The sequence below is a fragment of the Aminobacter sp. SR38 genome (genome assembly GCF_014843375.1).
In the GTDB taxonomy this organism is placed as follows: Bacteria; Pseudomonadota; Alphaproteobacteria; order Rhizobiales; family Rhizobiaceae; genus Aminobacter; species Aminobacter ciceronei.
This window is the reverse complement of sequence record NZ_CP062120.1, coordinates 88,011-111,435: the sequence shown is the minus strand read 5'-3', so window position 1 is coordinate 111,435 and position 23,425 is coordinate 88,011. Positions and strand designations below refer to the sequence as shown.

Annotated in this window: 20 protein-coding genes, 5 pseudogenes and 1 other annotated feature; of the genes and pseudogenes, 6 read left to right on the top strand and 19 right to left on the bottom strand. The window is 60.1% G+C overall.

Annotated elements, in window-relative coordinates; genetic code table 11:
* The first annotated feature begins 116 nt into the window (after nt 1-116).
* Nucleotides 117-1,403 (top strand): AsmA-like C-terminal region-containing protein, encoded by a 1,287-nt coding sequence (locus IG197_RS35595; protein ID WP_156350891.1) that lies wholly within the window; start codon nt 117-119, stop codon nt 1,401-1,403.
* A 15-nt stretch (nt 1,404-1,418) separates the two neighbouring features.
* Here the strand turns inward: IG197_RS35595 and IG197_RS35590 are convergent, their stop codons facing one another.
* The 5 genes and pseudogenes from IG197_RS35590 to IG197_RS35570 form a co-directional block, all read right to left on the bottom strand.
* Nucleotides 1,419-2,786, bottom strand: coding sequence for a solute carrier family 23 protein (locus IG197_RS35590; protein ID WP_192321897.1), 1,368 nt, complete (start codon nt 2,784-2,786; stop codon nt 1,419-1,421).
* A gap of 269 nt (nt 2,787-3,055) precedes the next feature.
* Nucleotides 3,056-4,122, bottom strand: a pseudogene (locus IG197_RS37075) (IS110 family transposase).
* A gap of 168 nt (nt 4,123-4,290) precedes the next feature.
* Nucleotides 4,291-5,502 carry an N-isopropylammelide isopropyl amidohydrolase gene (gene atzC, locus IG197_RS35580; protein WP_011117177.1) on the bottom strand — a complete coding sequence of 404 codons (1,212 nt, stop codon included), beginning with the start codon at nt 5,500-5,502 and terminating at the stop codon, nt 4,291-4,293.
* Between the two features lie 57 nt (nt 5,503-5,559).
* Complete coding sequence (arcC, locus tag IG197_RS35575) at nt 5,560-6,519, bottom strand: carbamate kinase (protein ID WP_011117178.1); 960 nt, start codon at nt 6,517-6,519, stop codon at nt 5,560-5,562.
* Between the two features lie 31 nt (nt 6,520-6,550).
* The gene (locus IG197_RS35570) at nt 6,551-6,862 is read right to left on the bottom strand and encodes a hypothetical protein (RefSeq protein ID WP_371746631.1); all 312 of its coding nucleotides are present in this window, start codon (nt 6,860-6,862) and stop codon (nt 6,551-6,553) included.
* A 105-nt stretch (nt 6,863-6,967) separates the two neighbouring features.
* Here IG197_RS35570 and IG197_RS35565 point away from each other — a divergent pair.
* Nucleotides 6,968-8,190, top strand: a protein-coding gene (locus IG197_RS35565) for an IS3 family transposase (RefSeq protein ID WP_111734041.1) whose coding sequence is annotated in 2 segments (ribosomal slippage) — nt 6,968-7,256 and nt 7,256-8,190 — 1,224 coding nt in all. Because the reading frame shifts where the segments join, the coding sequence is not laid out codon by codon here.
* Nucleotides 7,246-7,362 (top strand) — a sequence feature (AL1L pseudoknot). Its footprint overlaps the gene before it by 117 nt.
* 40 nt (nt 8,191-8,230) lie before the next feature.
* Here the strand turns inward: IG197_RS35565 and IG197_RS35560 are convergent.
* From IG197_RS35560 to merT, 12 genes and pseudogenes are all read right to left on the bottom strand, one after another.
* A pseudogene (locus IG197_RS35560) lies at nt 8,231-8,374 on the bottom strand (DUF1116 domain-containing protein); the annotation flags it as partial.
* 190 nt (nt 8,375-8,564) lie between these two features.
* Nucleotides 8,565-10,111, bottom strand: a pseudogene (locus IG197_RS35555) (IS91-like element ISPps1 family transposase).
* A 108-nt stretch (nt 10,112-10,219) separates the two neighbouring features.
* A pseudogene (locus IG197_RS35550) lies at nt 10,220-10,825 on the bottom strand (FAD-dependent oxidoreductase); the annotation flags it as partial.
* A gap of 131 nt (nt 10,826-10,956) precedes the next feature.
* Nucleotides 10,957-13,872, bottom strand: coding sequence for a Tn3-like element IS1071 family transposase (locus tag IG197_RS35545; protein ID WP_003049965.1), 2,916 nt, complete (start codon nt 13,870-13,872; stop codon nt 10,957-10,959).
* Between the two features lie 145 nt (nt 13,873-14,017).
* Nucleotides 14,018-14,278, bottom strand: a pseudogene (locus IG197_RS35540) (DUF4158 domain-containing protein); the annotation flags it as partial.
* A 2-nt stretch (nt 14,279-14,280) separates the two neighbouring features.
* The gene (locus IG197_RS35535; protein ID WP_011239984.1) at nt 14,281-14,841 is read right to left on the bottom strand and encodes a recombinase family protein; all 561 of its coding nucleotides are present in this window, start codon (nt 14,839-14,841) and stop codon (nt 14,281-14,283) included.
* A gap of 129 nt (nt 14,842-14,970) precedes the next feature.
* On the bottom strand, nt 14,971-15,960 hold the full coding sequence (locus IG197_RS35530) for a DUF3330 domain-containing protein (RefSeq protein ID WP_003132006.1): 990 nt from the start codon (nt 15,958-15,960) through the stop codon (nt 14,971-14,973).
* The gene (gene merE, locus IG197_RS35525) at nt 15,957-16,193 is read right to left on the bottom strand and encodes a broad-spectrum mercury transporter MerE (RefSeq protein WP_003132004.1); all 237 of its coding nucleotides are present in this window, start codon (nt 16,191-16,193) and stop codon (nt 15,957-15,959) included. The genes IG197_RS35530 and merE overlap by 4 nt, the downstream gene beginning before the upstream one ends.
* On the bottom strand, nt 16,190-16,555 hold the full coding sequence (merD, locus tag IG197_RS35520; RefSeq protein ID WP_000995360.1) for a mercury resistance co-regulator MerD: 366 nt from the start codon (nt 16,553-16,555) through the stop codon (nt 16,190-16,192). The genes merE and merD overlap by 4 nt, the downstream gene beginning before the upstream one ends.
* Nucleotides 16,556-16,572: 17 nt before the next feature.
* Nucleotides 16,573-18,258 (bottom strand): mercury(II) reductase, encoded by a 1,686-nt coding sequence (merA, locus tag IG197_RS35515; protein WP_003158917.1) that lies wholly within the window; start codon nt 18,256-18,258, stop codon nt 16,573-16,575.
* Nucleotides 18,259-18,329: 71 nt separating this feature from the next.
* Nucleotides 18,330-18,605, bottom strand: a complete 276-nt coding sequence (gene merP, locus IG197_RS35510) for a mercury resistance system periplasmic binding protein MerP (protein ID WP_003131987.1) — start codon at nt 18,603-18,605, stop codon at nt 18,330-18,332.
* 12 nt (nt 18,606-18,617) lie between these two features.
* Nucleotides 18,618-18,968, bottom strand: coding sequence for a mercuric ion transporter MerT (gene merT, locus IG197_RS35505; protein WP_003131974.1), 351 nt, complete (start codon nt 18,966-18,968; stop codon nt 18,618-18,620).
* Between the two features lie 71 nt (nt 18,969-19,039).
* Between merT and IG197_RS35500 the strand changes: the two genes are divergently transcribed.
* Entirely contained in the window at nt 19,040-19,474 is a 435-nt protein-coding gene (locus tag IG197_RS35500) for a mercury resistance transcriptional regulator MerR (RefSeq protein WP_003131969.1), read from the top strand.
* A gap of 112 nt (nt 19,475-19,586) precedes the next feature.
* Here IG197_RS35500 and trfA read toward each other — a convergent pair whose 3' ends face one another.
* Together trfA and IG197_RS35490 are read right to left on the bottom strand one after the other, a co-directional pair.
* Nucleotides 19,587-20,807: a plasmid replication initiator TrfA gene (gene trfA / locus IG197_RS35495; protein WP_011114072.1), complete on the bottom strand. Its 1,221-nt coding sequence runs from the start codon at nt 20,805-20,807 to the stop codon at nt 19,587-19,589.
* Between the two features lie 46 nt (nt 20,808-20,853).
* Nucleotides 20,854-21,195, bottom strand: a complete 342-nt coding sequence (locus tag IG197_RS35490) for a single-stranded DNA-binding protein (protein WP_000019167.1) — start codon at nt 21,193-21,195, stop codon at nt 20,854-20,856.
* Nucleotides 21,196-21,308: 113 nt separating this feature from the next.
* Between IG197_RS35490 and IG197_RS35485 the strand changes: the two genes are divergently transcribed.
* From IG197_RS35485 to trbC, 3 genes are all read left to right on the top strand, one after another.
* Nucleotides 21,309-21,671 (top strand): transcriptional regulator, encoded by a 363-nt coding sequence (locus tag IG197_RS35485; RefSeq protein WP_011114045.1) that lies wholly within the window; start codon nt 21,309-21,311, stop codon nt 21,669-21,671.
* A gap of 309 nt (nt 21,672-21,980) precedes the next feature.
* Nucleotides 21,981-22,943 (top strand): P-type conjugative transfer ATPase TrbB, encoded by a 963-nt coding sequence (trbB, locus tag IG197_RS35480; protein ID WP_000132020.1) that lies wholly within the window; start codon nt 21,981-21,983, stop codon nt 22,941-22,943.
* Nucleotides 22,944-22,959: 16 nt separating this feature from the next.
* Nucleotides 22,960-23,424, top strand: coding sequence for a conjugal transfer system pilin TrbC (gene trbC, locus IG197_RS35475; RefSeq protein ID WP_011114046.1), 465 nt, complete (start codon nt 22,960-22,962; stop codon nt 23,422-23,424).
* Nucleotide 23,425: the final 1 nt, after the last annotated feature.

The window sequence follows — 23,425 nt, the reverse complement described above, 5'->3', positions numbered from 1 at the left end:
CAACGATCTACCAACACCACCTCCGCGCCAGTGCTAGCTTTTCGTACCGTCACTTATTGCACTGAAAACGAGGAGACCCCTACAGACAGTGGCGCATCTGGCCAGCACCATGGGGCGTGAATCCGTCCCCACCCACGACACCCCCACGCCGCCGGGCCCTTGTTGCCGCCGCCACCCTCGCGGCGCTGCTGGCCGCCGCATGGCTGGCGTGGTGGGCGCTCGTGCCCACCAGCGATGAACTCGCGCGCCGCGTGGAGGCGGTGTTCGAGGCGCGCATGGGCCAGAAGCTCGTGGTGGGCCAGGTGCGCTGGCGCGTGCTGGGTCGGCCGATGGTCGAGGTGCTGGACGCGCGCACGGTGCAGCCCGAAGTGATCCGCGTTCGCCGGGTCGCGATCTACCCGCAACTCATGCCTTTGCTGCGGCAGCGGCTCGCCATCGACCGCCTCGAATTGGACGGCGCCTTGGTGCCACACGGTGCCATGGCCGCGTACCGCGGCAAGACGCCGGACGAAAGCGGCGCCATGTTCGTGCGCGCGGTGGCATTCAATGACCTGACCTACATCTCGTACAGCGGCATCCCGGTGGTGTACGAGGGCGACATTCACTTTGACGACGACCGCCTGGTGCACCGCCTGCGGCTGCGTCGTCCCGGCGTGGAGCCGCCGGTCTCGCTGGATGCCACGCGCGACGGCAAGGCCGACGGTGGGGCAGACCTTTACCAGCTGCGCGTGCAGGCCGCTGGCGGATCGGCGCGCGGACAGGCGCGGCTGGCCACCTCGGCCGAAGGCCGCATGGTCCTCACGGGCGAACTCGCACCGCGCGGCGTGGAGGTGAACGCGCTGCTCGAGGCCTTTCACCGCCACTCGCCCATCAATGGCGCCGCATCGGGCGAGACGGAACTGCGCGCCGAAGGCGATACCGCGGGTGAACTGTTCCGCACGCTGCACACGCGCAGCGTGCTCAGGGTGGAGCGCGCGAAGATCCTGCGCTTCGACATCGACAAGGCCGTCAAGTCGCTCGGCGAGGACCGCGCTGGCGAGACCCCGCTGGACAGCCTCACCGGTGTCATGGACACGCAGAACACCGAGCAAGGCATGAAGACGACGTTCACCCAGGTGGAAGCGGTGGCGGGCAACTACACCGCCACTGGCCAGGCCACGCTCTACCGGAAGCGCGTCGATGCACAAGGCCAGCTGGAGATCGGTGGGGGCATCGTCGACGTGCCCATTTCGGCGCATGGGCCGCTCCGCAAACCGGAGTTCAGCATCGCCTGGGGCACCATTGCAGGCGCCGCCATCGGCACGGCGGTGTTGCCGGGCATCGGCACCGTCATCGGGGCCAAGATCGGCGGGGCGGTGACGGGGCCGCCCAAGGCGCCGCCAGCCAGCCCGCGCTCGCGATGAAGGCGGCCCCGTCAGTCAGTCTGGCTTTGAGGCTTGTCCGCGGCTGAGCAGCGCGTACAGGATGATCGCGCCGAAGGTGGCGGTGCCGATGCCACCGAGTGCGAAGGCGCCGATCTTCAGCGTGTAGTCGCCGGTGCCCAGGATCAGCGTGATCGCGGCCACCAGCAGGTTCTTGTTGTTGGAAAAATCGACCTTGTTCTCGACCCAGATGCGCGCCCCGGCGATGGCGATCAGGCCGAACACGACGATGGACACGCCCCCCATCACCGCCAGCGGGATCGCCTGGATCAGCGCGCCGAACTTGGGGCTGAAGCCGAGCAGGATGGCGATGCACGCGGCCACCACGAACATGGCGGTCGAGTAGATCTTGGTCGCGGCCATCACGCCGATGTTTTCCGCGTAGGTGGTCACGCCGGTGCCACCCGCCGCGCCGCTGACCATGGTGGCCACGCCGTCGCCGATGAAGGCCTTGCCCAGGTAGGGGTTGAGGTCGCGCCCGGTCATGGCGCTCACGGCCTTGACGTGGCCCAGGTTCTCGGCCACCAGGATCAGCGCCACGGGCGCGATCAGCAGCATGGCCTGCGCCTCGAACACCGGCGCGGTGAACTTCGGCAGGCCGAACAGCGGGGCTGCGGCCATCGCCGAGAAGTCGATCGGCTTGCCCAGGCCCAGGCCGTTGGTGAGCACGGCGTAGATCAGGCTCGCCACGATCAGGCCCACCAGGATCAGCAGGCGCTGCGTCATGCCGCGCGTGTACACGGCGACCAGGCCCACGCTCAGGAAGGTCACGGCCTGCATCCAGGCATCGAAGCCGGTGGGCGCCATGTTCTTGATCGGGATGGCCGCGAGGTTGAGGCCGATCACGGCGACCACCGCGCCGGTGACCACCGGCGGCATCAGGCGCTCGATCCAGTGCACGGCCACGTCGCTCTCGACCTCTTCCACCTCCATGCCCTTCATGGGCGTGGTCCTGGTGTGGCGCTCGTTGGTCAGGTGCACGATGAAGCCGATGAGCGTGTAGACCGCACCGCAGACAATGATGCCGCCCAGCACCACGCCCAGGTTGGTGTTCAGCCCCGGGCCGGCATAGCCGCTGGCGGCGATCACCACACCGATGAAGGCGAAGCTCGAGCCCAGGTAGCTCGGCACCTTGCCACCGGTGATGACGAAGAAGATCAGGGTGCCGATGCCGCTCATGAGGATGGCGACGTTGGGATCGAAGCCCATGAGCAGCGGGGCCAGCACGGCGGCGCCGAACATGGCGATGACGTGCTGCACGCCCATCACCGCGGTCTGCGGCCAGGGCAATCGCTCATCGGGCGCGATCACGCCCCCGTTGTCGAGCGTGGAAGCGGGTTTCTCCGTCCAGTTGAGCAGGCCCATCGGATGTCTCCAATGAAAGAACGCAAGGGACAACACGCCTTCAACTGGCGGCTTTTCTTGGGTTCGGTTTCGTTTTGATCGGCGATTTTGCCGATCGGCTAAATCTCTTCCTTCCGCTGGATGGGTGATTTCCCGCCCCTCGGTTCTCGAACCAATCTCCAATACGTGACCTGATGCGTTAGCTTCGGTCACAGAGTGACGTTCGGCTCCCGGTTTCCCATTCTCCTTTATGAGCGCAGCCCAGACCTGCCGGGCTCGCTAGCCAGCGATCAGGACAACCGGGATATTGTCGACGTGCTCTCCATGTTGCTTTCGCCGCGCTGCTCGTAGGCGCGCTGGTCCCGCAGGATCTGGAAGGCGATCGTCAAAAGCTTGCGCGCGATGGCCACACGCGCCTTGTTTGTTCCTCTGATCTTCAGATGTTCGTATTGGGCGCGAAGCTGCGGATCGCTGGCGATGGCAGGAGAAACGGCTTCGACGAAAGCCCAGCGCAGCCACTTGTTGCCTTGCCGGATGATCTTACCGTGGAAGGTCTTGCCGCCGGAGGAATAGGTCGACGGCACCAGTCCGGCATAGGCGGCGAGCTTCTTCGGGTTGCGAAACCGCGATATGTCGTCGATCTCCGCGTCGATCAGTCTTGCAAAGAACTCGCCGATGCCGGGGATCGTCTTCAACAGCTTCACATTGGCATTGGCTTTGGTCATCGCCCGGATCGTCGCTTCCGATTGCTTGATCCTGACATCGATGTCGCCGATGAAGGCAAGACCTCGGTCGATCTGAATGCGGTCGATCTCCGAGACCTTGACCTGCGCAAGTTGAATGCGGCCGGCCTTGCCAAACAGGTCGCCCAGCTTCTTCAGCTGCGCCGTCTGCTCCGGATACCGATCAAACACCGTGACGATACGGTTCTTCGTCATCGTGCGCAGCCGCACATAAAACATTCGCTCGCGTAGCGCGACACGCAGCTCTCGGGCCTTTTCGCCGGTGCCCAAGCCTCCGGCACCAGGTCGGCTCGCAGCAGATGCGCCAGCACCGTCGCATCGATCTTGTCCGTCTTGATCTTGGCGTCAGCGATCGCCTTGACCTTCAATGGATGGGCGAGAACGACATCATCACAAATGTCGTCGAGCCAGTCGTAGATCACCATCCAGTTGCGGGTCGCCTCGACAACCGCATGGCTATTCTCACGATATCGCTCCAGAAACCCGCCTAGCGACTGGCGGTCGTTCTTCACCCGGCCGGATCTCAGCGTCTTGCCACTGCTGTCCTGTACAACCAGGTGGCTGTAGGATTTGTGGTAGTCGACCCCGATGTGGTATTCATAAGAGGCAGTCATGCTTCCAACTCCCTTATTGAGATCTTCAAAACCCCAATAGGATAAGCCGAAAGGCTGGAAGTGTGACTGTCCCTCTATCATCACCTGCATCTCAGTGATCCGTTCTCTCAGCGGCGGCGACCTCTTTCATGTCACCTCCTTAGGGTGCCGCTCCAAAAAAAGCATCTATTAGGCAACTATAACCTCATCCTTCACAATGATACGTCCATTTTTAATTACGCATAGTCTTTTTGCTTGGTCGATTATTGCCCATTGTGGTGACAACGAATTTAATACAACAAGATCGGCCTTTTTACCAACTTCTATCCCATAGTTCTTTTCAATTCCTAAAACTCTAGCACCCTCTGACGTTATCATTTTCCAAATTAGTCCCAAATCTCTGTTTGTCTTTAACTCTAATCTCTGAGTTTCGATCAGAGCCCCTTGTACCATATCACCGTTGCCAAAGGGAACCCAAAAATCTCTGATATTGTCCGAAGCACAGCCAAGATTGATGCCAGCTTCAAGCAGCTTTATCACCGGCATAGTAGGCGGTGTACTACTAAAACAGGTAACAAATTTCATACCCGAATCCTTGTACAATGGGATTGCCTCATCGAGCCATTCGGACGGAGCATCTGCAAAACACCAGGCATGACTCGTAGTTACTCTACCCTTATACCCATTTTCAATTGTCTTTTGGGCAAGACGATTTATCGAATATACTCCAACAGTTCCAATATCATGTATGTGATAGTCGATATCAACATCGTATTCCTTTGCTAATTTAAAGCATAGGTCTAAAGAACCCTCAACATTATTTTCCCGCGTAGCAGGATCAACTCCCCCAACTAAATCACAGCCCATATCCAAGGATTTTCTAATCAATGATTCAGATTCCAAATCAACGAAAAATCCACTCTGTGCAAAGGCTACGACTTGTATATCGATAAGATCCTTTAACTCTTCCTTGGCTTCTAAAACTGCTTCCACTGCTTTTGTTTTAGCAACTGAATCTACATCTACATGGGTCCGGGTGTATAAAGTCCCATGGAGTACCTGCATGTGAGCATGTTCTATCACATGTCTTTTTATTTCTTCGTGGGTAGCATTTTTATAATATTTCAAGCCATCCTCGATGGCAGCATCCCTTGTATAAGGTCTGCTCCAAAACTTCGGTAATCTTTCACCTGTGCTCGTAAATGACTTATCCATATGGGTATGTGCATCGACAAATCCGGGAGACACAAGGTTACCCTTTGCATCAATTTCGTCTTTTACGGTTCCTTCAATTTTAGCTTCTATTTTGATTATTCTGTCACCAACAATCCCAATATCATATACACTGTCTTTTTCACTTAGATAGGCGTTTCTAATGATTAAATCAAAATCTTTACTCATTTTTATCCTCCTTTTTTAAACTAGGACTTGTAACTTCGAGCCTCCTTTTTGGTAGATTTAAACTAACTTTTTAGGTTCGGGAATAATAATCGTACCAGCTTCCCCTTTTAAGGCCCGTCCAATTTCTTCCGGAGAGGTAATAATCGACTTATGGCCTCCGTTTTCAACAAACAATAAAGCTGCTTCCATTTTTGGTCCCATGCTGCCTGGCGGAAAGTGGCCCTCTTGTTGATACCTACGCCCTTCGCTGACTGTAATCGTATCTAGTTCCTTTTGTGACTCCTTTCCATAGTTAATTGCGACATGACTCACCCCTGTAAGTATTACAAAGGTTTCAGCTCCTACGTCCCTGGCTAGTTGTTGGCCGGCTAAGTCTTTGTCAATAACTGCTTCAACCCCCGTATAGTTCCCATTGTCATCTAGGTAAACGGGAATTCCCCCTCCTCCGGCGGCAATAACTACTGTTCCTCCTTCCAACAAATAATGGATCGCCTCTTTCTCCAAAATTTCTAATGGAAGGGGTGAGGGAACTACCCGCCGCCATCCACGCCCACTGTCTTCTATCATTACATAACCTTTTTCCGCAGTAATGTTTTTTGCTTCATTTTCACTGTAGAAAGGTCCAACCGGCTTTGTGGGATTTTGAAAGGCAGGATCAGCTATATCTACCTTGACCCTTGTAACTACTGTAACTACCGGTATCTGGGCTTTATCTTTTACTAATACATTTGTCAGCTCCTGTTGAATGGCATAACCTAAGGAACCTTGGGTATTAGAAACACAAACATCTAGAGGCATAGCCGGTACAATTGATTTGCTTAGTTCATTTTTAATTAAAATATTACCTACCTGTGGGCCGTTCCCATGAGTTAACACGAGGTGGTACCCATTTTTTATCAAATCAACAAGGTTAGAACACATTTCTTTGATATTAACCACCTGTTCCTGAAAAGTACCCTTCTGGTTCTCTTTTGTAATGGCATTACCCCCAAAAGCTATGACAATACTTTTTCCCATTTAACTACCCCGTTATTTTTAATTTTTGCAGCTATTTTACATATTCTTGGACAAAAGCCGATAGAGCTTTGTTAAAGCAGGCTTTAGGGGGATTTACAAGGCCAGCCCCTATTTGCCCTACCCCAGGTTCTTTATGAGCTATCCCTGTATTTATTTGCGGTAAAATTCCAACTTCAATAACTTTTCTGAGGTCAATCCCGGTAGCACTACCTCGGAAATTAAACTGAGGAATATTAAAGAATTTATGCTCGTCCAAAGTTATCTCATACATACGGTTAGAACAGCTAAAAGCATCTTCTACGGAGCCCCCGACAAACTGGGTAATAGCTGGAGCCGCCGCCATGGCAAATCCTCCTATCCCGGCCGTTTCGGTGATAGCACTATCACCAATGTCCGGATTGAATCAAGCCGGGTTTCGTGGAGGCCTCAACTCTTGAGAGAATGAGGCATGAAGAAATCCAATACCTACTCCCCCGAAGTTCGTGAGCGTGCCGTGCGCATGGTCATGGAGCACCGTGATGACTACCCCTCCGAATGGGCTGCCATCGAATCCATCGCGCCCAAGATCGGCTGTGTCCCCCAGACCCTGCACGGTTGGGTGCGTCGCCAGCAGACCGATGCCGGCGTCATTCCTGGCCCAACCACCGAGGAGCGGCAGCGCATCAAGGATCTCGAACGCGAGAACCGCGAACTGCGTCGAGCCAACGAGATCCTGAAGCTGGCCAGCGCGTTTTTCGCCCAGGCGGAGCTCGACCGCCGCATCAAGAGCTGAAGCGCTTCGTCGACACGTACCGAGATCGCTTCGGGGTCGAGCCGATCTGCCGTGTGCTGCAGATCGCCCCGTCTGGCTATCGCCGCCATGCGGCGCAATGTCGGCAGCCAGAACGGCTGTCGGCGCGTCGCCGGCGCGACCTGGTCCTGATGCCTGAGATCCAGCGCGTCTGGGAGGAGAACATGTCCTGCTATGGCGCCCGTAAAGTCTGGAAGCAGCTGCGTCGCGAACGTATCTACACGGCGCGCTGCACCGTGGCCCGGCTTATGAAGCAGCTCAAGATCGAAGGCATTCGTCGTGGCAAGGTGGTCAAAACGACGATTCAGGACAACAAGGCCGTTTGCCCGCTGGATCGTGTGCAGCGCCAGTTCAAGGCTGACCGCCCGAACCAGCTCTGGGTCTCGGACTTCACCTATGTCTCGACTTGGCAGGGCTGGCTCTATGTGGCCTTCGTGATTGATGTGTTCGCACGCCGGATTGTGGGCTGGCGCGTCAGCCGCCGCATGACCACGGACTTCGTGCTGGATGCGCTGGAGCAGGCGCTGCATGCCCGTCGATTCGATCGCTCAGGTGACCTGATTCATCACAGCGACCGAGGCAGTCAGTATGTCTCCATCAGCTACACCGAGCGGCTGGCCGAAGCCGGTATCGAGCCATCGGTGGGCAGCAAGGGCGACAGCTATGACAACGCGTTGGCCGAAACCATCAACGGGCTGTACAAGACGGAGGTCATCCATCGTCAGTCCTGGAAAAGCCGGGAGGCGGTCGAGATGGCAACATTGGACTGGGTTCACTGGTACAACACGAAACGACTGATGGAGCCGTTGGGTGATATCCCGCCGGCGGAAGCTGAGGCAAACTTCTACCGGCAGCAAGCAGGTCAGGCCATGGCGGCCTGACTTAAACGAAACGGCCTCCACGGAAACCGGCTTGATTCAGATTGGCGTCTTCTTCGGTAAACCCTGGGAAAATGAGGCCCTTAACCATTTCAGCGGGAGCTGTAAACCATCTGGTTCCTAAACCACTTATCCGAATTCCAAATTCTGTCCCGTTTCGTGCCATGGTTGTAACCATTGTACTATAAGACGGATAGGAAATTCAACCGCATGAGGCCAAGTATGGCACGAGTTTTGGGCCTCGAAACACGTTCGGCCAAGGAAGGTTGAGCGCTCGCTTGCCGCTCAATGGCAAGAGCTTGGGAGGCAGTATGCATTTGGGCCTGGCGCGCGCGCAGCTGCTTCCCCGCAGCGATGGATACCGCCGCTTCACTGGGTCACCAATTGACGCGCTGGTCTACCTCGTCGGGTTGAGCTGCCAGATCCCAATCCGGCTCGCCTTGCGCACCATCATCCACCGGCGCGTCGCAGCCCTCCCACAGCGGTGGCCCGCGTGCCGGGGTGATGTGCGGGGGGGCAGACTCCACCCCGATGTGGTTCAGGATGTGGCGGATTTCGGCGCTGTGGGTGATGAAGGCAATGATGCGCATCTGCCCACCGCACATGGGGCACAGCAGCGGAAATGCCTCGTAGATGCGGGCAATCAGCACCGCCCACAAGTAATGCGCCGCTCGCTTCGGGCGTGCTTCAGGTTCGGGTGTGGGTGTGGCCGCGTTGCCCGGCGCCGCCACCCCAGGTACGCCCGCGCCAGGTTGTGCAGTCTCCACCGTGGCTGGTTGCGACGCAGCAGGCTGAGCCAGCGCCGTTACCGCCGCTCTCAGCGGCGAGTTTGGTGCCAGCACACCAAAGTAGCGGTGCCGGTGGGTGCGTGGCGGTGGCACCAGCGCGGCGATGCGGTCGATCAGTTCCAGCGGTGTGAGGTGCAGCTCATCTGCCTTGGCACCACGCTTGTCACTGGTGGGCTCGCTGCGCTGTTTGGCACAGCGGTACACCAGTTTGCTTCCCTCTTTGCGTAGGCGCTCCATGGAAAACGGTGGACGCGCGCAATAGCGCAGCAGCCGCTCCAGCGCAGCGCGGTCGTGGGCTTCGATGCAGACACCGGCGTCCACCGAGAAGCCGCTGTGTTTGTAGCCCAGCATGTCTTTGGCGTCACAGTTCTCCAGCAGGCCCCGAGCAACGAAGGCGCGCAGGATGCGTTTTTGCAGTGTGGTCTGCACTGGGGCCACGGTAGCCGCATCGATGCCGGTGGCCGCGTGAAAGATGACACCCGGCGATGAGATTCGAGGGGTCGCATCAGCATCGCCCTCGCCCTCCACTTCCTCAAACACCCCGTCCACCACACAAACGTGGAAGTGGACGTGTTCATTGAGGCTGGAGCCGATCGGTGAATGAAGGCGATGGCACCGATGTGCAGGCCTGCCTTGTCCATATGGGCCGCACCGGGGCTGTGGGTCTGCAGAGTTTGTGCGATCACCCGCAGAAAGATGCGCAGCACCATGCTCAGCACCGCTCCGTCGCGTTGCATGAAGTACCGCAACCTCTTGGGCACGGAGAGCACCCACTGGCGCACCGGCAGGCGGGGGAAAACGTGGTCGCTCAGGTGTGCCGCCGTCTCCACCATCCGCCGCGTGGTGCACGAGGGGCAGACTCCCCGGCCTTTGCAGGAGAAGGCTACAAAGTAGTCGTGCCCACAGTCGCCGCAGCGAGCGCGGGCAAAGCCATGGGCAAAGATGCCGCACTCAAGATACTTGGCAAACGCTTTGCGCACGAAGGGCTTGGGGGTGTGGTGGTCGCCCTGGCCGTCGAACTGACCCGCGCTGGCCAACTCTAGCCAGGTCTCGTAGTGCTCGGCTACCATTTGGTAGAGCAGCGTGCGTTCGGGGTGGCGTGGGTTGTAGAGCTTGGGCTTGGAAGTGGCTGACATGAATACTGTACAAATGCACAGTATTCTGCGGCGATTGTTTGGGTACGCAAAGCACAAGGCCCGAACCGTCGCCAGTTCGGGCCTTGTCAGGGTAGCTTGGCTGCGGACTTACTTGCGCGCAGGCGGCACATCCGTGCAGCTGCCATGCGCCACTTCCGCCGCCATGCCGATGCTCTCGCCCAGCGTCGGATGCGGGTGGATGGTCTTGCCGATGTCGACAGCGTCCGCACCCATCTCGATGGCCAGGGCGATCTCGCCGATCATGTCGCCCGCATGCGTGCCGACCATGCCGCCGCCCAGGATCTTGCCGTGGCCCCGGCCAGCATGGCCGTCTCCTGATCCTGCTTCGGGGCTGTCGTCGAACAGCAGCTTGGTGACGCCTTCGTCGCGGCCGTTGGCAATGGCGCGGCCCGAGGCCGCCCAGGGGAACAGGCCCTTCTTGACCTTGATGCCCTGCTGCTTGGCCTGGTCTTCGGTCAGGCCCACCCAGGCCACTTCGGGGTCGGTGTAGGCCACGCTGGGGATCACGCGGGCGTTGAAGGCGGCGCTGGCCAGTTCCTTGTTGCCCTGCAATTCGCCGGCGATCACTTCCGCCGCCACATGCGCCTCGTGCACCGCCTTGTGCGCCAGCATGGGCTGGCCCACGATGTCGCCGATGGCGAAGATGTGCGGCACATTGGTGCGCATCTGGATGTCCACGTTGGGGTCTCCTCGTTTTCAGTGCAATAAGTGACGGTACGAAAAGCTAGCACTGGCGCGGAGGTGGTGTTGGTAGATCGTTGATTTCATTGACTTTCCTGTTCACTTTCAAATCTGCGATTCGTGGCGTCAAACCGTGGTCGGTTTCATCCATTGGTGCCAGTTATCGATGCATTTGGCCGCGAAGGCAGGATTTGGTCAGCATAGCGGTCAACCGGGAAGCGAAACACACCCCGCAAGTTGATGCTCTCCAGCCTGGTGGGCGCAATCTTCCCGATCAGTTCCGGTGGAATGACCTGGCGGCGGTTCGACCAGCGATCCAGGACCGCCTGCATCTGTGAGGTATTCCACGCCATCACGATGTTGGCCATCAGGCTCAACGCATCGGCCACAGCCTGCATTTCATCGACACGTTTGGCCTGCGCCGGGCTGATCCGGCCGGTATAAATGGCGCGCTTGAGGGCGTTAACAGCCTCGCCCCGATTGAGCACCCGGCGCAACTCGTTCCTGAAAGCGTCCTTGACAAAGTAGTCAGCCAAAAACGCCGTACGCAGCAACCGCCCCAATTGCACGCCAGCCTCATAGATTGGATCGCCCTGGGCGGCAGAACCGAACCGCGCAAGAGCTGCCACCGCACTGGCATGTCCGCTCATGACCGAGGCTGCCAGGTGCACCAGACTATCCCAATGCTTTTCGATCAAAGCGACGTCGACATTGGCTTCGCACACCGCAGCGATTTCTGCGGGCACTTTGGTGCCGCGTGGCACAAAGAGGTGGCGCTGTTTGAGTTCCTTCAACCGCGGGCAAAGATCAAAACCAAGCAAACGGGCATGTGACATGGCAAAGTCGGTGTAGCCATGGGTATCCACAGCAAGCTGGCTGGTCTCCAGCTTTTCTTGGCGGATGACACCTTCAATGGCCACGCCCGCCTGGCGCTCATTGAGCACAAAGGGCTGCGCATGGAAGATGCCCCACCGGTCTTTTACATGGGAGTAGATTCCAATGGAAGGTGTGTTGCGCCGAGGATCAAGCCGGGCTTGCCACACCCGTTTGGTGGTCTCCATGCTCATCATGTCAGAAGATGCCAAATCGGACCGCCCCCAGGTGGCGGCAATCGGGTGTCGCTGCATGAATTCCAGCACAGCCTGGCAGGCCTGGCTCAGACGCCGTTCGTCCCGCGCCCAGCGCATGGCCTGGCGAATGCTGGTGGCAGACAATTGCGGAATCATGCGCGCGCATTCGACCGCAGTCAGACTGGTGCCGTGGGCCATGATGCCGGCATAGACCATCAGCAGCTCGTCGGTAGAGCGCGGCTCACGTCCGAGCATGATCCAGCTAAAGCGCACCTGGGCGTCAACGGCCAGAATCACTTCCGGCAATTGAACCTCACCGATGCGGTGATCCAAAGCCGCGCGCAGCTTGGTCACTTCTGGGTCTTCGTCCTCTGCGGGCAATGGCGACAAATGGAGTTCATCATCCACGCGCAGTACGCCACTGCGGGCTGCAGCGGCCACCGCATCGACACCGGCAGTTACTCTGGCCAGCAAAGGCTTCAAGAAAGTGGCAGCCTTGCTGGGTAACGATAGACGGGCATAGTGTTTCTTGGACTCTGCCTGCCAACGCTCGTCCGTGAAGAACAAGCGCGCACGACCCCGAAAGCTCAGGCTGTGCTCAATCCAGACCGAGCCATTGCGCACCGCGCGGCGCAGGGCAAACAGGGTGGCCACCTCCAACGCCTGAAACGCCCGTTCCCGGTCTGGGCTGGAGATCGAAACCTGCCAGATCATTCCCAGACTTGGTGCCACCACTTCAACTGGCAGCTTTCTGGATCCTTTGAGATATAAAGCTTGCAGCTTGGCAAGGTACTCGATGGCAGGATGCTCGCCGGTGGCCTGCCAGGGCAGCTTTGCAATGGCGACGAGCAACGACCGCACGGGGCGAATTCCATCAATCAATCCCTCGCGGACCAGGGAGGCCCTGCTCGGTGGTTTGCGTTTCTGGGTTTCGGTGATCAAGGCTTCAAGACGGGCACGCAACTCAGCATCTGGCACCGCACCTTGCGCGCTCAAGGCAACAAGTTCGCCGAGCAGCGTTTTGTACATTGCGGCCCAATTGACGGTAGCGGGGACATCGGCGGCAGCCTGACGCCACAGATCGGCGATCCGGCGCTGCACCATAAGGATCAACTGGTCTGTGGTGGTGAACAGGCAATACCGAAGAAAGCATGCGACCTCCACGGTGCGCGCTGGCTCTTTGATCTTGGCTCCGGCTGAGGGCGGCCTGGAGACAAGTCGGCGCGCGTAGCGGCGCAAGATGAGATCGGGGATGTCTGCCAGGTGCTTATGAACGTCCAGCGTGTAAAGCAGGTCGATGCGCTCCAGTACCTCGCTGATTTGGCGGGTTGAGTGTTTCGCCGGTGCAGCCCATAGCCAACTCTGCTGGGTTTGTCCATCTGGGCGCAGCTCTGAAACTGAGGCTCGCCAGCGATCAAGTGTTGCTGGATCAACGCTGGCGGCGATGGCGGTGCCTGTTTCAACTTCAAGCTGGGCAAGTGCCGCCGCAATCAGTGTCCGAATTGCCCGCTCGTGCACGATCACCAGCTTGTTCTTGTACAGCCATTGACGCGCCCGCACGAGTAGCTGATCGCGGTCGGCGCAGCGCGCCACTTCGTCGCGCAGTTCACGTACCAGTGAGCGGCGCTGGTGCTCGCTCATCCACTGGAATCCAAGGACCGTGCAGGCTACTTGTTGGTGATCGAATAGCGTGCGCCCGCGTTCATACATGGCTCTCAGCGAGGCGACTTCTGGTGCTGCAATGCCAAGCTCGTTGCCAAGGTGGCGCCACAAGGCTACTGGAATTACCCGAAAGGCACCGAGCAAACGCCCACTCATGCGCAGGAAACCAATATGGAGCGCCAGACCAAGCTTGTGGGAATCACCTCGGCGTGCATTGATTGCGTCGCGCTCGGCACCATCGAAGGTGAAAAATGCCTTCATCTCGAAGTCGCTGATATCGCGGGGGAGCCCACGCATCCCCAAAAACGTTGTGTGCCAACCCTGCATCGTGAACCTCAAAAGTGGGAGGCCACCATACCCGTTTACAAAGCGAACAGGAAAGTCAATGAAATCAACGGTCTACCCAGACCACCCCCGCGCCAGTGCTAGCTTTGCGTACCGTCACTTATTGCACTGAAAACGAGGAGACCCCGACACTGACCTTGAGCTGGTCGGCGACCAGTTTCAGCAAGGGCGGAAACGGCGGCTCATCGACGCCAAGGAGGATGCCGGGAAAGCGCAGGTAGCAGAGCTGAACTGCAAAGCCCAAGCGGTTCGCAGGCCCGCGCCGTTGCCGGATGATGGAGAGGTCGGTATCGCTGAACGTGTAGTATCGGATCAAGTCGTCCTTGGTATCCGGCAACGCCAACAGGCTTTCCCGCTCGGCGGCGGACAGAATGGAACGACGTGGCATATTTACTGATCCGCTCTCAAGTATTGATACAGGGTCTCCCGGCTGACACCAAACTCGCGGGCCAGCTTCGCTTTTTGTTCGCCGGCGGCGGCCCGCTGCCGCAGATCGGCTACCTGTTCGGGCGACAGCGCTTTCTTGCGGCCCCGGTAGGCTCCGCGTTGCTTGGCGAGCGCGATGCCTTCCCTCTGCCGCTCGCGGATCAAGGCCCGCTCGAATTCAGCGAACGCCCCCATGACCGACAGCATCAGGTTCGCCATCGGCGAATCCTCGCCGGTGAAGGTCAGGCTCTCCTTGACGAACTCGATGCGCACGCCGCGCTTGGTGAGCTTTTGCACGAGGCGGCGCAAGTCATCGAGGTTGCGCGCCAAGCGATCCATGCTGTGAACCACCACGGTGTCGCCTTCGCGCACGAAGGCCAGCAGCGAATCAAGCTCGGGCCGCTGGGTGTCCTTGCCCGACGCCTTGTCGGTGAACACCTTGCCGACTTCGACGTGTTCAAGTTGCCGTTCCGGGTTCTGGTCGAAGCTGCTGACCCGGACGTAGCCGATGCGTTGACCCTGCAAGATGCCTCCCTGGACGAAAATGTCAGGAAGAAATCTATGACCTTTTTCAGCTAGTGTCAATAAATAACACAACCGACTCTATTCTGACGTTGTGAGGCAGTCTACCCTGACATCCGGTTAGGGTATGCCTCAATCTGACGGTAGCGAGTCGCAGGCGTTCGGATCGGCATCGGTTTCGTTCCCTGTCTTGGCACGCGCTTCGAAGCGTTGATAACACTCCAACCCGCAGAAGTGCTCGACGTATTCCGCGCCTTCCGGGGTGAAGGCGGCATCGAGCGGGATTTCCTTGCAGCACACGCAGCAACTGGTGGTGGTCGAGTCACTTGCATTCATGGTGGCACCCCTCCATTGACTGACGAAGACGGCGAATGCCGCCGCCGGCATTGGCTTCGCGAACAGGAAGCCTTGTCCTGTGTCGCAGTCCGCTTGTCGCAATAGATCAAGACTCGCCGATGTTTCCACGCCTTCAGCCACCACATCCATGCCCAGCCCGTGCGCAAGCTGAATCACGGTGTGCACGATGGTTTGGTCGCGGCGGTCGTTGGCGAGCCCGGCGACAAACGATTGGTCGATCTTGAGCGTGCTGATTGGGCAGCACTTCAGATGTTGCAGACAGGAATACCCCGTCCCGAAGTCATCGGCGGCGAAGCGCACACCGATCTGCCGCAAGGCGTCCAGGGCGGGGAAGATCGCCGGATCACCAAACGCGACCGATTCGGTCAGCTCGATTTCGAGATACTCGGCGGGCAACTCGGCATCAGCCAGCACGCCCTTTACCCACCCGTCGAAGTCCGGTCCCACTTGGCTCGCCGAAACATTGACGGCCAGCCGGAACGGTCGCCATGCCAGCATTCGCCAGTCACGCATCTGGCGGCAGGCTTCGCCCAGCACCCAAGCGCCGATTTCAGGCATCAGGCCGGACGATTCGACCACGGGCAGGAACTGGCCCGGTGGCAATAGTCCAAGCGTCGGATGACGCCAGCGCAACAGGGCTTCCGCGCCGACAATCCCACCACTGCGCAGATCGACGACGGGCTGGTAGTGCAGTTCAAGCTGCCCGCGCTCGACCGCTTGGGCCAGTTCCGGCGTCGTCCATCCATCCGGCCGGAAAGCGCTCATTCTCTTTCCCTGAATGCCCGCAACGCCCGCGACAGGGACAGAAGGAACAGGCCGGTCAAACCGAGCGCCGCGATGACCCAATGCTCGCCGAGGAAAGCACCGGCGGTTGTGCCGGCCAGCACGACAGCGAGGATGGGCAGGTGGCAGGGGCAAGTCAGCACAGCCAGTCCGCCCCACAGGTAGCCGGTGATCGGTTTGTGCGTCTCGGACGGCAAGCGCTCGGGGTTGTTCATGGCAGACTCTCCGCGTGCTGTGCCGGCTCGGTCGGCAGGGTGGCCAACTGCACTTCCAGATCGGCCAACGCTTCGCGCCGACGCTCGACGAACTGACGCAGCAGGGCAAGCTGCGCGGCCGCTTCGTCGCCGTCCGCCGCATCCAGCGCCCGGCACAGCCGCGCCAGCGCGTCGAGGCCGATGCCCGCCTCGAAGGCCGCCCGCACGAAGCACAGCCGTTGCAAGGCGGCGTCATCGAACAAGCCGTAGCCGCCTGGTGTGCACGCCACCGGGCGCAGCAATCCGCGCAGCAGGTAGTCGCGCACGATATGCACGCTCACCCCGGCATCAAGAGCCAGCCGGGACACCGTGTAGGCGTTCATTGAACACCTCCTTTTTCTCACCCGGCGCAGCAGGAAAGCTGCTTCACATCCTTGTTGAAGGTCTGCGCCGCGAGCTTCAACCCCTCGACCATCGTCAGGTAGGGGAACAACTGGTCGGCCAGTTCCTGCACCGTCATGCGGTTGCGAATGGCCAGAGCCGCCGTCTGGATCAGTTCACCCGCTTCCGGCGCGACCGCCTGTACGCCGATCAGCCGATGGCTGCCTTCCTCGATAACCAACTTGATGAAGCCGCGTGTGTCGAAGTTGGCGAGCGCACGCGGCACGTTGTCCAAGGTCAAGGTGCGGCTGTCGGTCTCGATCCCGTCGTGGTGGGCTTCCGCCTCGCTGTAGCCCACGGTCGCCACTTGCGGATCGGTGAACACCACGGCCGGCATTGCGGTCAGGTCGAGCGCCGCATCGCCGCCGGTCATGTTGATCGCGGCACGGGTGCCGGCCGCTGCCGCCACATAGACGAACTGCGGCTGGTCGGTGCAGTCGCCGGCCGCGTAGATGTTCGGGTTGCTCGTGCGCATGCCTTGGTCGATGGCGATGGCACCTTGCGCATTGACAGTGACCCCCGCTGCGTCCAGCGCGAGGCTGCGCGTGTTCGGTGTCCGACCGGTGGCAACCAGCAGTTTGTCGGCGCGCAATTCACCGTGCGTGGTGGTCAGCACGAATTCACCGTCCATATGGGCGACCTGGCTGGCTTGCGTGTGCTCCAGCACCTCGATGCCCTCGGCACGGAAAGCGGCTGTCACCGCCTCGCCGATGGCCGGGTCTTCACGGAAGAACAAGGTATTGCGCGCCAGGACCGTGACCTTGCTGCCCAGCCGGGCAAAGGCTTGCGCCAGCTCCAGCGCCACCACCGACGAGCCGATTACGGCAAGGCGTTCGGGAATGGTGTCGCTCGCCAGGGCCTCGGTGGAAGTCCAGTAGGGTGACTCTTTCAAGCCCGGAATCGGCGGGACCGCCGGGCTGGCACCCGTGGCGACCAGGCAGCGGTCGAACATCACGACGCGCTCGCCACCCTCGTTCAAACGGACGGTAAGGCTCTGGTCGTCCTTGAAGCGCGCCTCACCGTGCACAACGGTGATGGCCGGATTACCGCCCAGGATGCCTTCGTACTTGGCGTGCCGCAGTTCGTCGACGCGGGCCTGCTGCTGGGCCAGCAGCTTACTGCGGTCAATCGTAGGCACAGTTGCCGCAATACCGCCATCGAACGGGCTTTCCCGGCGCAGATGGGCGATGTGGGCGGCGCGGATCATGATCTTGGACGGCACACAGCCGACATTGACGCAGGTGCCGCCGATGGTGCCGCGCTCGATCAGCGTGACCTGCGCGCCTTGCTCGACGGCCTTCAGCGCCGCCGCCATCGCGGCTCCACCGCTGCCAATGACCGCTACCTGCACCGGGGGCTCGTTGCCACTGTGCTTTTCGGCGGCGGCCATCCATCCCCGCACCTTGTCGAGCAGTCCGACGCGGTTGTCCGCCAGTGGCGCATCGGCTAGCGTTGCCTTGTAGCCCAGTCCGGCCACGGCGGCAGTCAGCGCGTCCGGCGATGTGCCCGGCACGATGGCGAGTTGCGCTGTGCCCTTCGGATAGGACACCAGCGCCGACTGCACGCCTGGCACTTTTTCCAGCGCTTCCTTGACGTGCGCCGCGCACGAGTCGCAAGTCATGCCGGTGATTTTTAGATGGGTCATGCAACAGATCCTTTATCGTTTGTGGCGCCAGACAATGACGTCCGTTGTGCTGCGGTGCCGTTTTCAGTGACTCACTGCTTGACGCTGGACGGATAGCCCGCGTCTGCGGTTGCCTTGGTCAGCTTCTGCACGCTGGTCTTGGCATCGTCGAAGGTGACGACCGCTTGGCGTGTCTCGAAAGTCACGTCAACTTTGCTGACGCCTTCGACCTTGGAAATCGCCTTCTTGACAGTGATCGGGCAGGCGGAGCAGGTCATGCCCGGTACGGACAGCGTGACGGTCTGGGTGGCGGCCCAGACGGGGGCAACAACGGCGGCGAGGGCGAGGGAGGCAAACAGTTTCTTCATGGTGAACTCCGATCAGTAGAAAAATGGCATGACGTAGGGAAATCCGAGCGCGACCAGAACCAGCGCGGCCACGATCCAGAAAATGAGCTTGTAAGTAGCTCGCACTTGGGGAATCGCGCAGACCTCACCCGGTTTGCAGGCCGCTGCCTGCCGGTAGATGCGCCGCCAGGCGAAGAACAACGCCACCAGCGCCACGCCGATAAAGATGGGGCGATAGGGTTCCAACACCGCCAAGTTGCCGATCCAAGCGCCGCTGAACCCCAAGGCGATCAGAACCAACGGCCCGAGGCAGCAAGCCGAGGCGAGGATGGCGGCAAGCCCTCCAGTGAAGAGCGCGCCGCGCCCGGTTTTTGGTTCAGACATGCGCTTGTCCTTTCGAATTGAAATTGGATAGCGTAACCTTACTTCCGTACTCATGTACGGAGTCAAGCGATATGGAAAACAATTTGGAGAACCTGACCATTGGCGTTTTCGCCAAGGCGGCCGGGGTCAATGTGGAGACCATCCGTTTCTATCAGCGCAAGGGCTTGTTGCTGGAGCCTGACAAGCCCTATGGCAGCATCCGCCGCTATGGCGAGGCGGATGTAACGCGGGTGCGCTTCGTGAAATCAGCCCAGCGGCTGGGCTTCAGCCTGGATGAGATCGCCGAGCTGCTGCGGCTGGAGGATGGCACCCATTGCGAGGAAGCCAGCAGTCTGGCCGAGCACAAGCTCAAGGACGTGCGCGAGAAAATGGCTGACCTGGCGCGCATGGAGGCCGTGCTGTCTGAGTTGGTGTGCGCCTGCCATGCGCGAAGGGGGAACGTTTCCTGCCCGCTGATCGCGTCACTACAGGGTGGAGCAAGCTTGGCAGGTTCGGCTATGCCTTAGCGTGCTTTATTTTCCGTTTTCTGAGACGACCCCTGCCTCGCCGGAAGTGGCGATGCTCGAGAAAAAAAGCCGCCTCGATCTCGGGCGGCTCCAGGGGAGGGCAGGGGGGCGATCACCGCTTGCAATGCACCAGGTCGTCGTTCACCCACGCACTTTCGACCAGGCCGTTTTCGCGCAGCTCGTCGCACGCTTCGCCTACCTGCTCGCGCCACTTCTTCGGCCGGGTGGAATCCGAGCCGCACATCAGCCGGAACGTCTCCAGCTTGAGCGGGTACGGCTCCTTGTGGGTGGCGAAGTAGTCGAACATGCGCCGCGCGGTGGGCGACAGCTTGCGGTACTTCTCCCACACGAATTTCGTGTAGTGGTCGCCGGCGAACAGCACCACGATTTCGGCGTCGATCTCGACCTGGCAGCGCGACGTGCGCTTGCCGCGATCCAGGACGCGGAAGCGCCGGATCAGCGACACCGATTCGAGCCGGCCGATGCGTTGGGATGAGAACTGCATGGCCGACGCCTGGAGCCGCGTCAGGCATTCCTCGGCCCTTGTGTAGTACCGACCGTTGATTGACCAGTCCAAGTCCTGGCAAAGCTCGTAGAACGTGAAGGAAACCGGCTCTCCGAGCGCGGTGCGCTTCGCGTACTCCAGCACCTGGGCGAATACCAGCTCGTCGTCGTCGGCGCGCAGCTCGATCCCGGTGTAGGTGATCTCCACGTCTTTGTTGACGTGGTAGATCGACTGGCCTTGCAGCGCGGCGCGCGGCACCTTCTTGTTGCGGACGGTGAAGATCGCCGACCGCCCGAAGTCGTTGGGCAGTGCCCGCATGTGATCCGGCCAGGGAGCCAGGTCGAACAGCGAGAGCTGCATGTCCTTGATCTGCTGCTTCGTGTGCTTGAGCAAGGCCGTCTGCTTGGCCTCGCTGACCTTCTCGGCCAGCTCACCGCCGGCCGTTCGCTTCTTGGTCGCCATCGCACTACTCCGTTTGTCCTGGGCCAGCGCGCCGATCTGCTCGGCCATCTTGTTCACGGCGGTGCGCGGTTCGGGCGGCAGGCCCATCGTGCGCGCAAGCTCGGCCGATTCCTGCGCCATGCGCTCGGATCGCTCGACGGCGGCACTTGCCGGCGTCGGTAGCTTCGGCGGCAAAGCCGCCTCGTTGTCGCCGGCCGTGGCCGGCAGCTCGAAGAGGGAACCGGCGGGGCGGAAGGCCCCGCCGGCGCTGCCCGAGTCCCTGCGAGCGGCGGCGGTACGGGCGGCAAGGTCGGTGGCGTCGGCTTCGCTAAGCCCGCCCTCGATGAGCTTGCGCCTGTATTCCTGCTCGTTGAACTCGTTCTGCATCTAATCTCCCTCCTAGCATACTGCCCGGCCGTGGCCGGGCCTGGCCTTACTGGCCGCCGCCTGGCGCTTTGGTGTCCAGGTATTCGATTTCCTCGGCGATGAAATCGAAGCCGTATTCGGTCTTGCCGTCCTTCTCGTACTTCGTCGGCTCGATGCGGCCCTGGACGAACACCTTGGAGCCTTTGCCCAGGTACTTGCCCGCGTTCTCGGCCAGGCCGCCGAACGACTTGATGCGGAAGAAGTCCGTCTGCTCCTGCTTCGCACCGGCTGCGTTGCGCCACACGCGATTGACAGCCAGGTCGAAAACGGCGCGGGCGCTGTTTTCGCTATGGCGAACGTCGGTATCGCGGGTAAGATTACCGATAAACTGGAACAGGTTGTGGCTCATTCGTCATGCTCCTTTCGCTAATGGAGTCGTCAGTTTAGCTAAACCTGCGTCCGTGGTCAAGAACTTTAGCGGCTAAAATTTTCTGCCGCCCGCACCGAGAAGGCATACGGGCCTTGTACAACTACATCTTCTTCACGAACGTGCTCCGGCTGCTCGATGAGCGGCACATGACGAAAAAGGAGCTATCGGACAGGTCGGGGGTTTCGATCTCCTTCCTGTCCGATCTCACTACTGGCAAAGCCAACCCCTCCCTAAAGGTGATGGAGGACATTGCGCAGGCCCTTGAAACTCCCCTGCCGCTCCTGCTTGAATCGACCGACCTGGACAAAGAAGCCCTTGACACCCTGGCCGGCGGCAAGGCACCCCGAAGCCTGCCGCCAGGCTTCGAGCGCGTGGCGGCCGTGCTGCCAGAACACCAGGCGTTCATCGTCAAGAAGTGGGGCGAAGCGACAAGGAAGAAACTTAGAGGGAGTTGACGCCAGGATGTGAGAAGGGAAGGGAAGCGGCGCGGAACTGAGCCACAAGAGCCAGCCAAGTTTTAGCCGCTAAAGCCCGCCGGGGTGGCTCAACCCCCGGACAACCCATAACGCAAACGCCACGGGTTCGGCGCGAGGGCGCACGGAGCATGCGCCGCGTTGTCGCCTCTTTCGCCCCTGCAATCCGCGATGCAACGTCGCGGCCGAAGTCACCCTTGTGCGCTTCGGTGTTGCGGTCGAAATTAGTTCGGTATATCGTATGAACCTGTGTAGAATGCGCGAAACGCAACGGCATACAGGGCATACGGAATGACCGACCAGAAACCAGAACACAACAGCATCAAGGAACGGGCGAAGAAGAAGCTCGAACGCGACATGGGGCCGGAGCTGCTGGCCGCCCTCAACGATCCCAAGACCGTTGAAATCATGCTCAACGCGGACGGCAAGCTCTGGCTCGAACGCCTGGGCGAGCCGATGAAGTGCATCGGCACGCTGCGCGTCGCGCAGGCGCAAGCCATCATCGAAACCATCGCGGGCTACCACGGCAAGGAAGTCACGCGCTCCAAGCCGATCCTGGAAGGCGAGCTGCCCCTTGATGGCAGTCGCTTCGCCGGCCAGCTCCCGCCGGTTGTGCCCGCACCCACCTTCGCCATTCGGAAGAAGGCCGTCGCCATCTTCACGCTCGATCAGTACGTCGAACGCGGAATCATGACCGCGCCGCAGCGCGAGGCATTGATTGCAGCGGTGCGCGCGCACCGGAACATCCTTGTGATCGGCGGCACCGGCTCGGGCAAGACCACGCTGGTGAACGCGATCATCAACGAGATGGTGATTCAAGACCCGACCGAGCGGGTTTTCATCATCGAGGACACCGGCGAAATCCAGTGCGCCGCCGAGAACTACGTCCAGTACCACACCAGCATCGACGTGAACATGACGGCGCTGCTGAAAACCACCCTCCGCATGCGCCCCGACCGAATCCTGGTCGGCGAGGTGCGCGGCCCCGAAGCCCTTGATCTGTTGATGGCCTGGAACACCGGGCACGAAGGAGGTGCTGCAACCCTGCACGCAAACAACGCCAAAGCTGGATTGGATCGGCTCGCCATGCTCATCAGCATGCACCCCGATTCCCCGAAACCCATTGAACCGCTTATCGGCGAGGCGGTTCACGTGGTTGTTCATATCGCCCGCGTCGAAGGCTCGCGGCGCATCCAGGAAATCTTGGAGGTTTCCGGGTTCGCCAACGGCCAGTACATCACCAAAACCCTCTGACTAGGAGTTACGACCAATGCAAGCAACCTTCCCGGCATTCCGCCTCAACCGCAACGCCCTGTTCTACATGGGCCTCTTCGCCCTCCTGGCGTTCTTCCTGCTGGCCCCCCAGCACGCATTCGCCTCCGAGGGCACCGGCGGCTCTCTGCCGTATGAGAGCTGGCTGACCAACCTCCGCAACTCCGTCACCGGCCCGGTGGCCTTCGCGCTGTCGATCATCGGCATCGTGGTCGCCGGCGGCATCCTGATCTTCGGCGGCGAACTCAACGGCTTCTTCCGCACGTTGATCTTCATCGTCCTGGTCATGGCCCTGCTGGTCGGCGCGCAGAACATGATGAGCACGTTCTTCGGCCGTGGCGCGGAAATCGCCGCCCTGACCGATGGCGCGCTGCACCAGGTCAAGGTCGCCGCGCTGGACGTGGCCGGCTTCCCCGGCGAAGCCGTCATGCGCTGGGCCGAGCGCGGCCACATCGCGGGGTAAG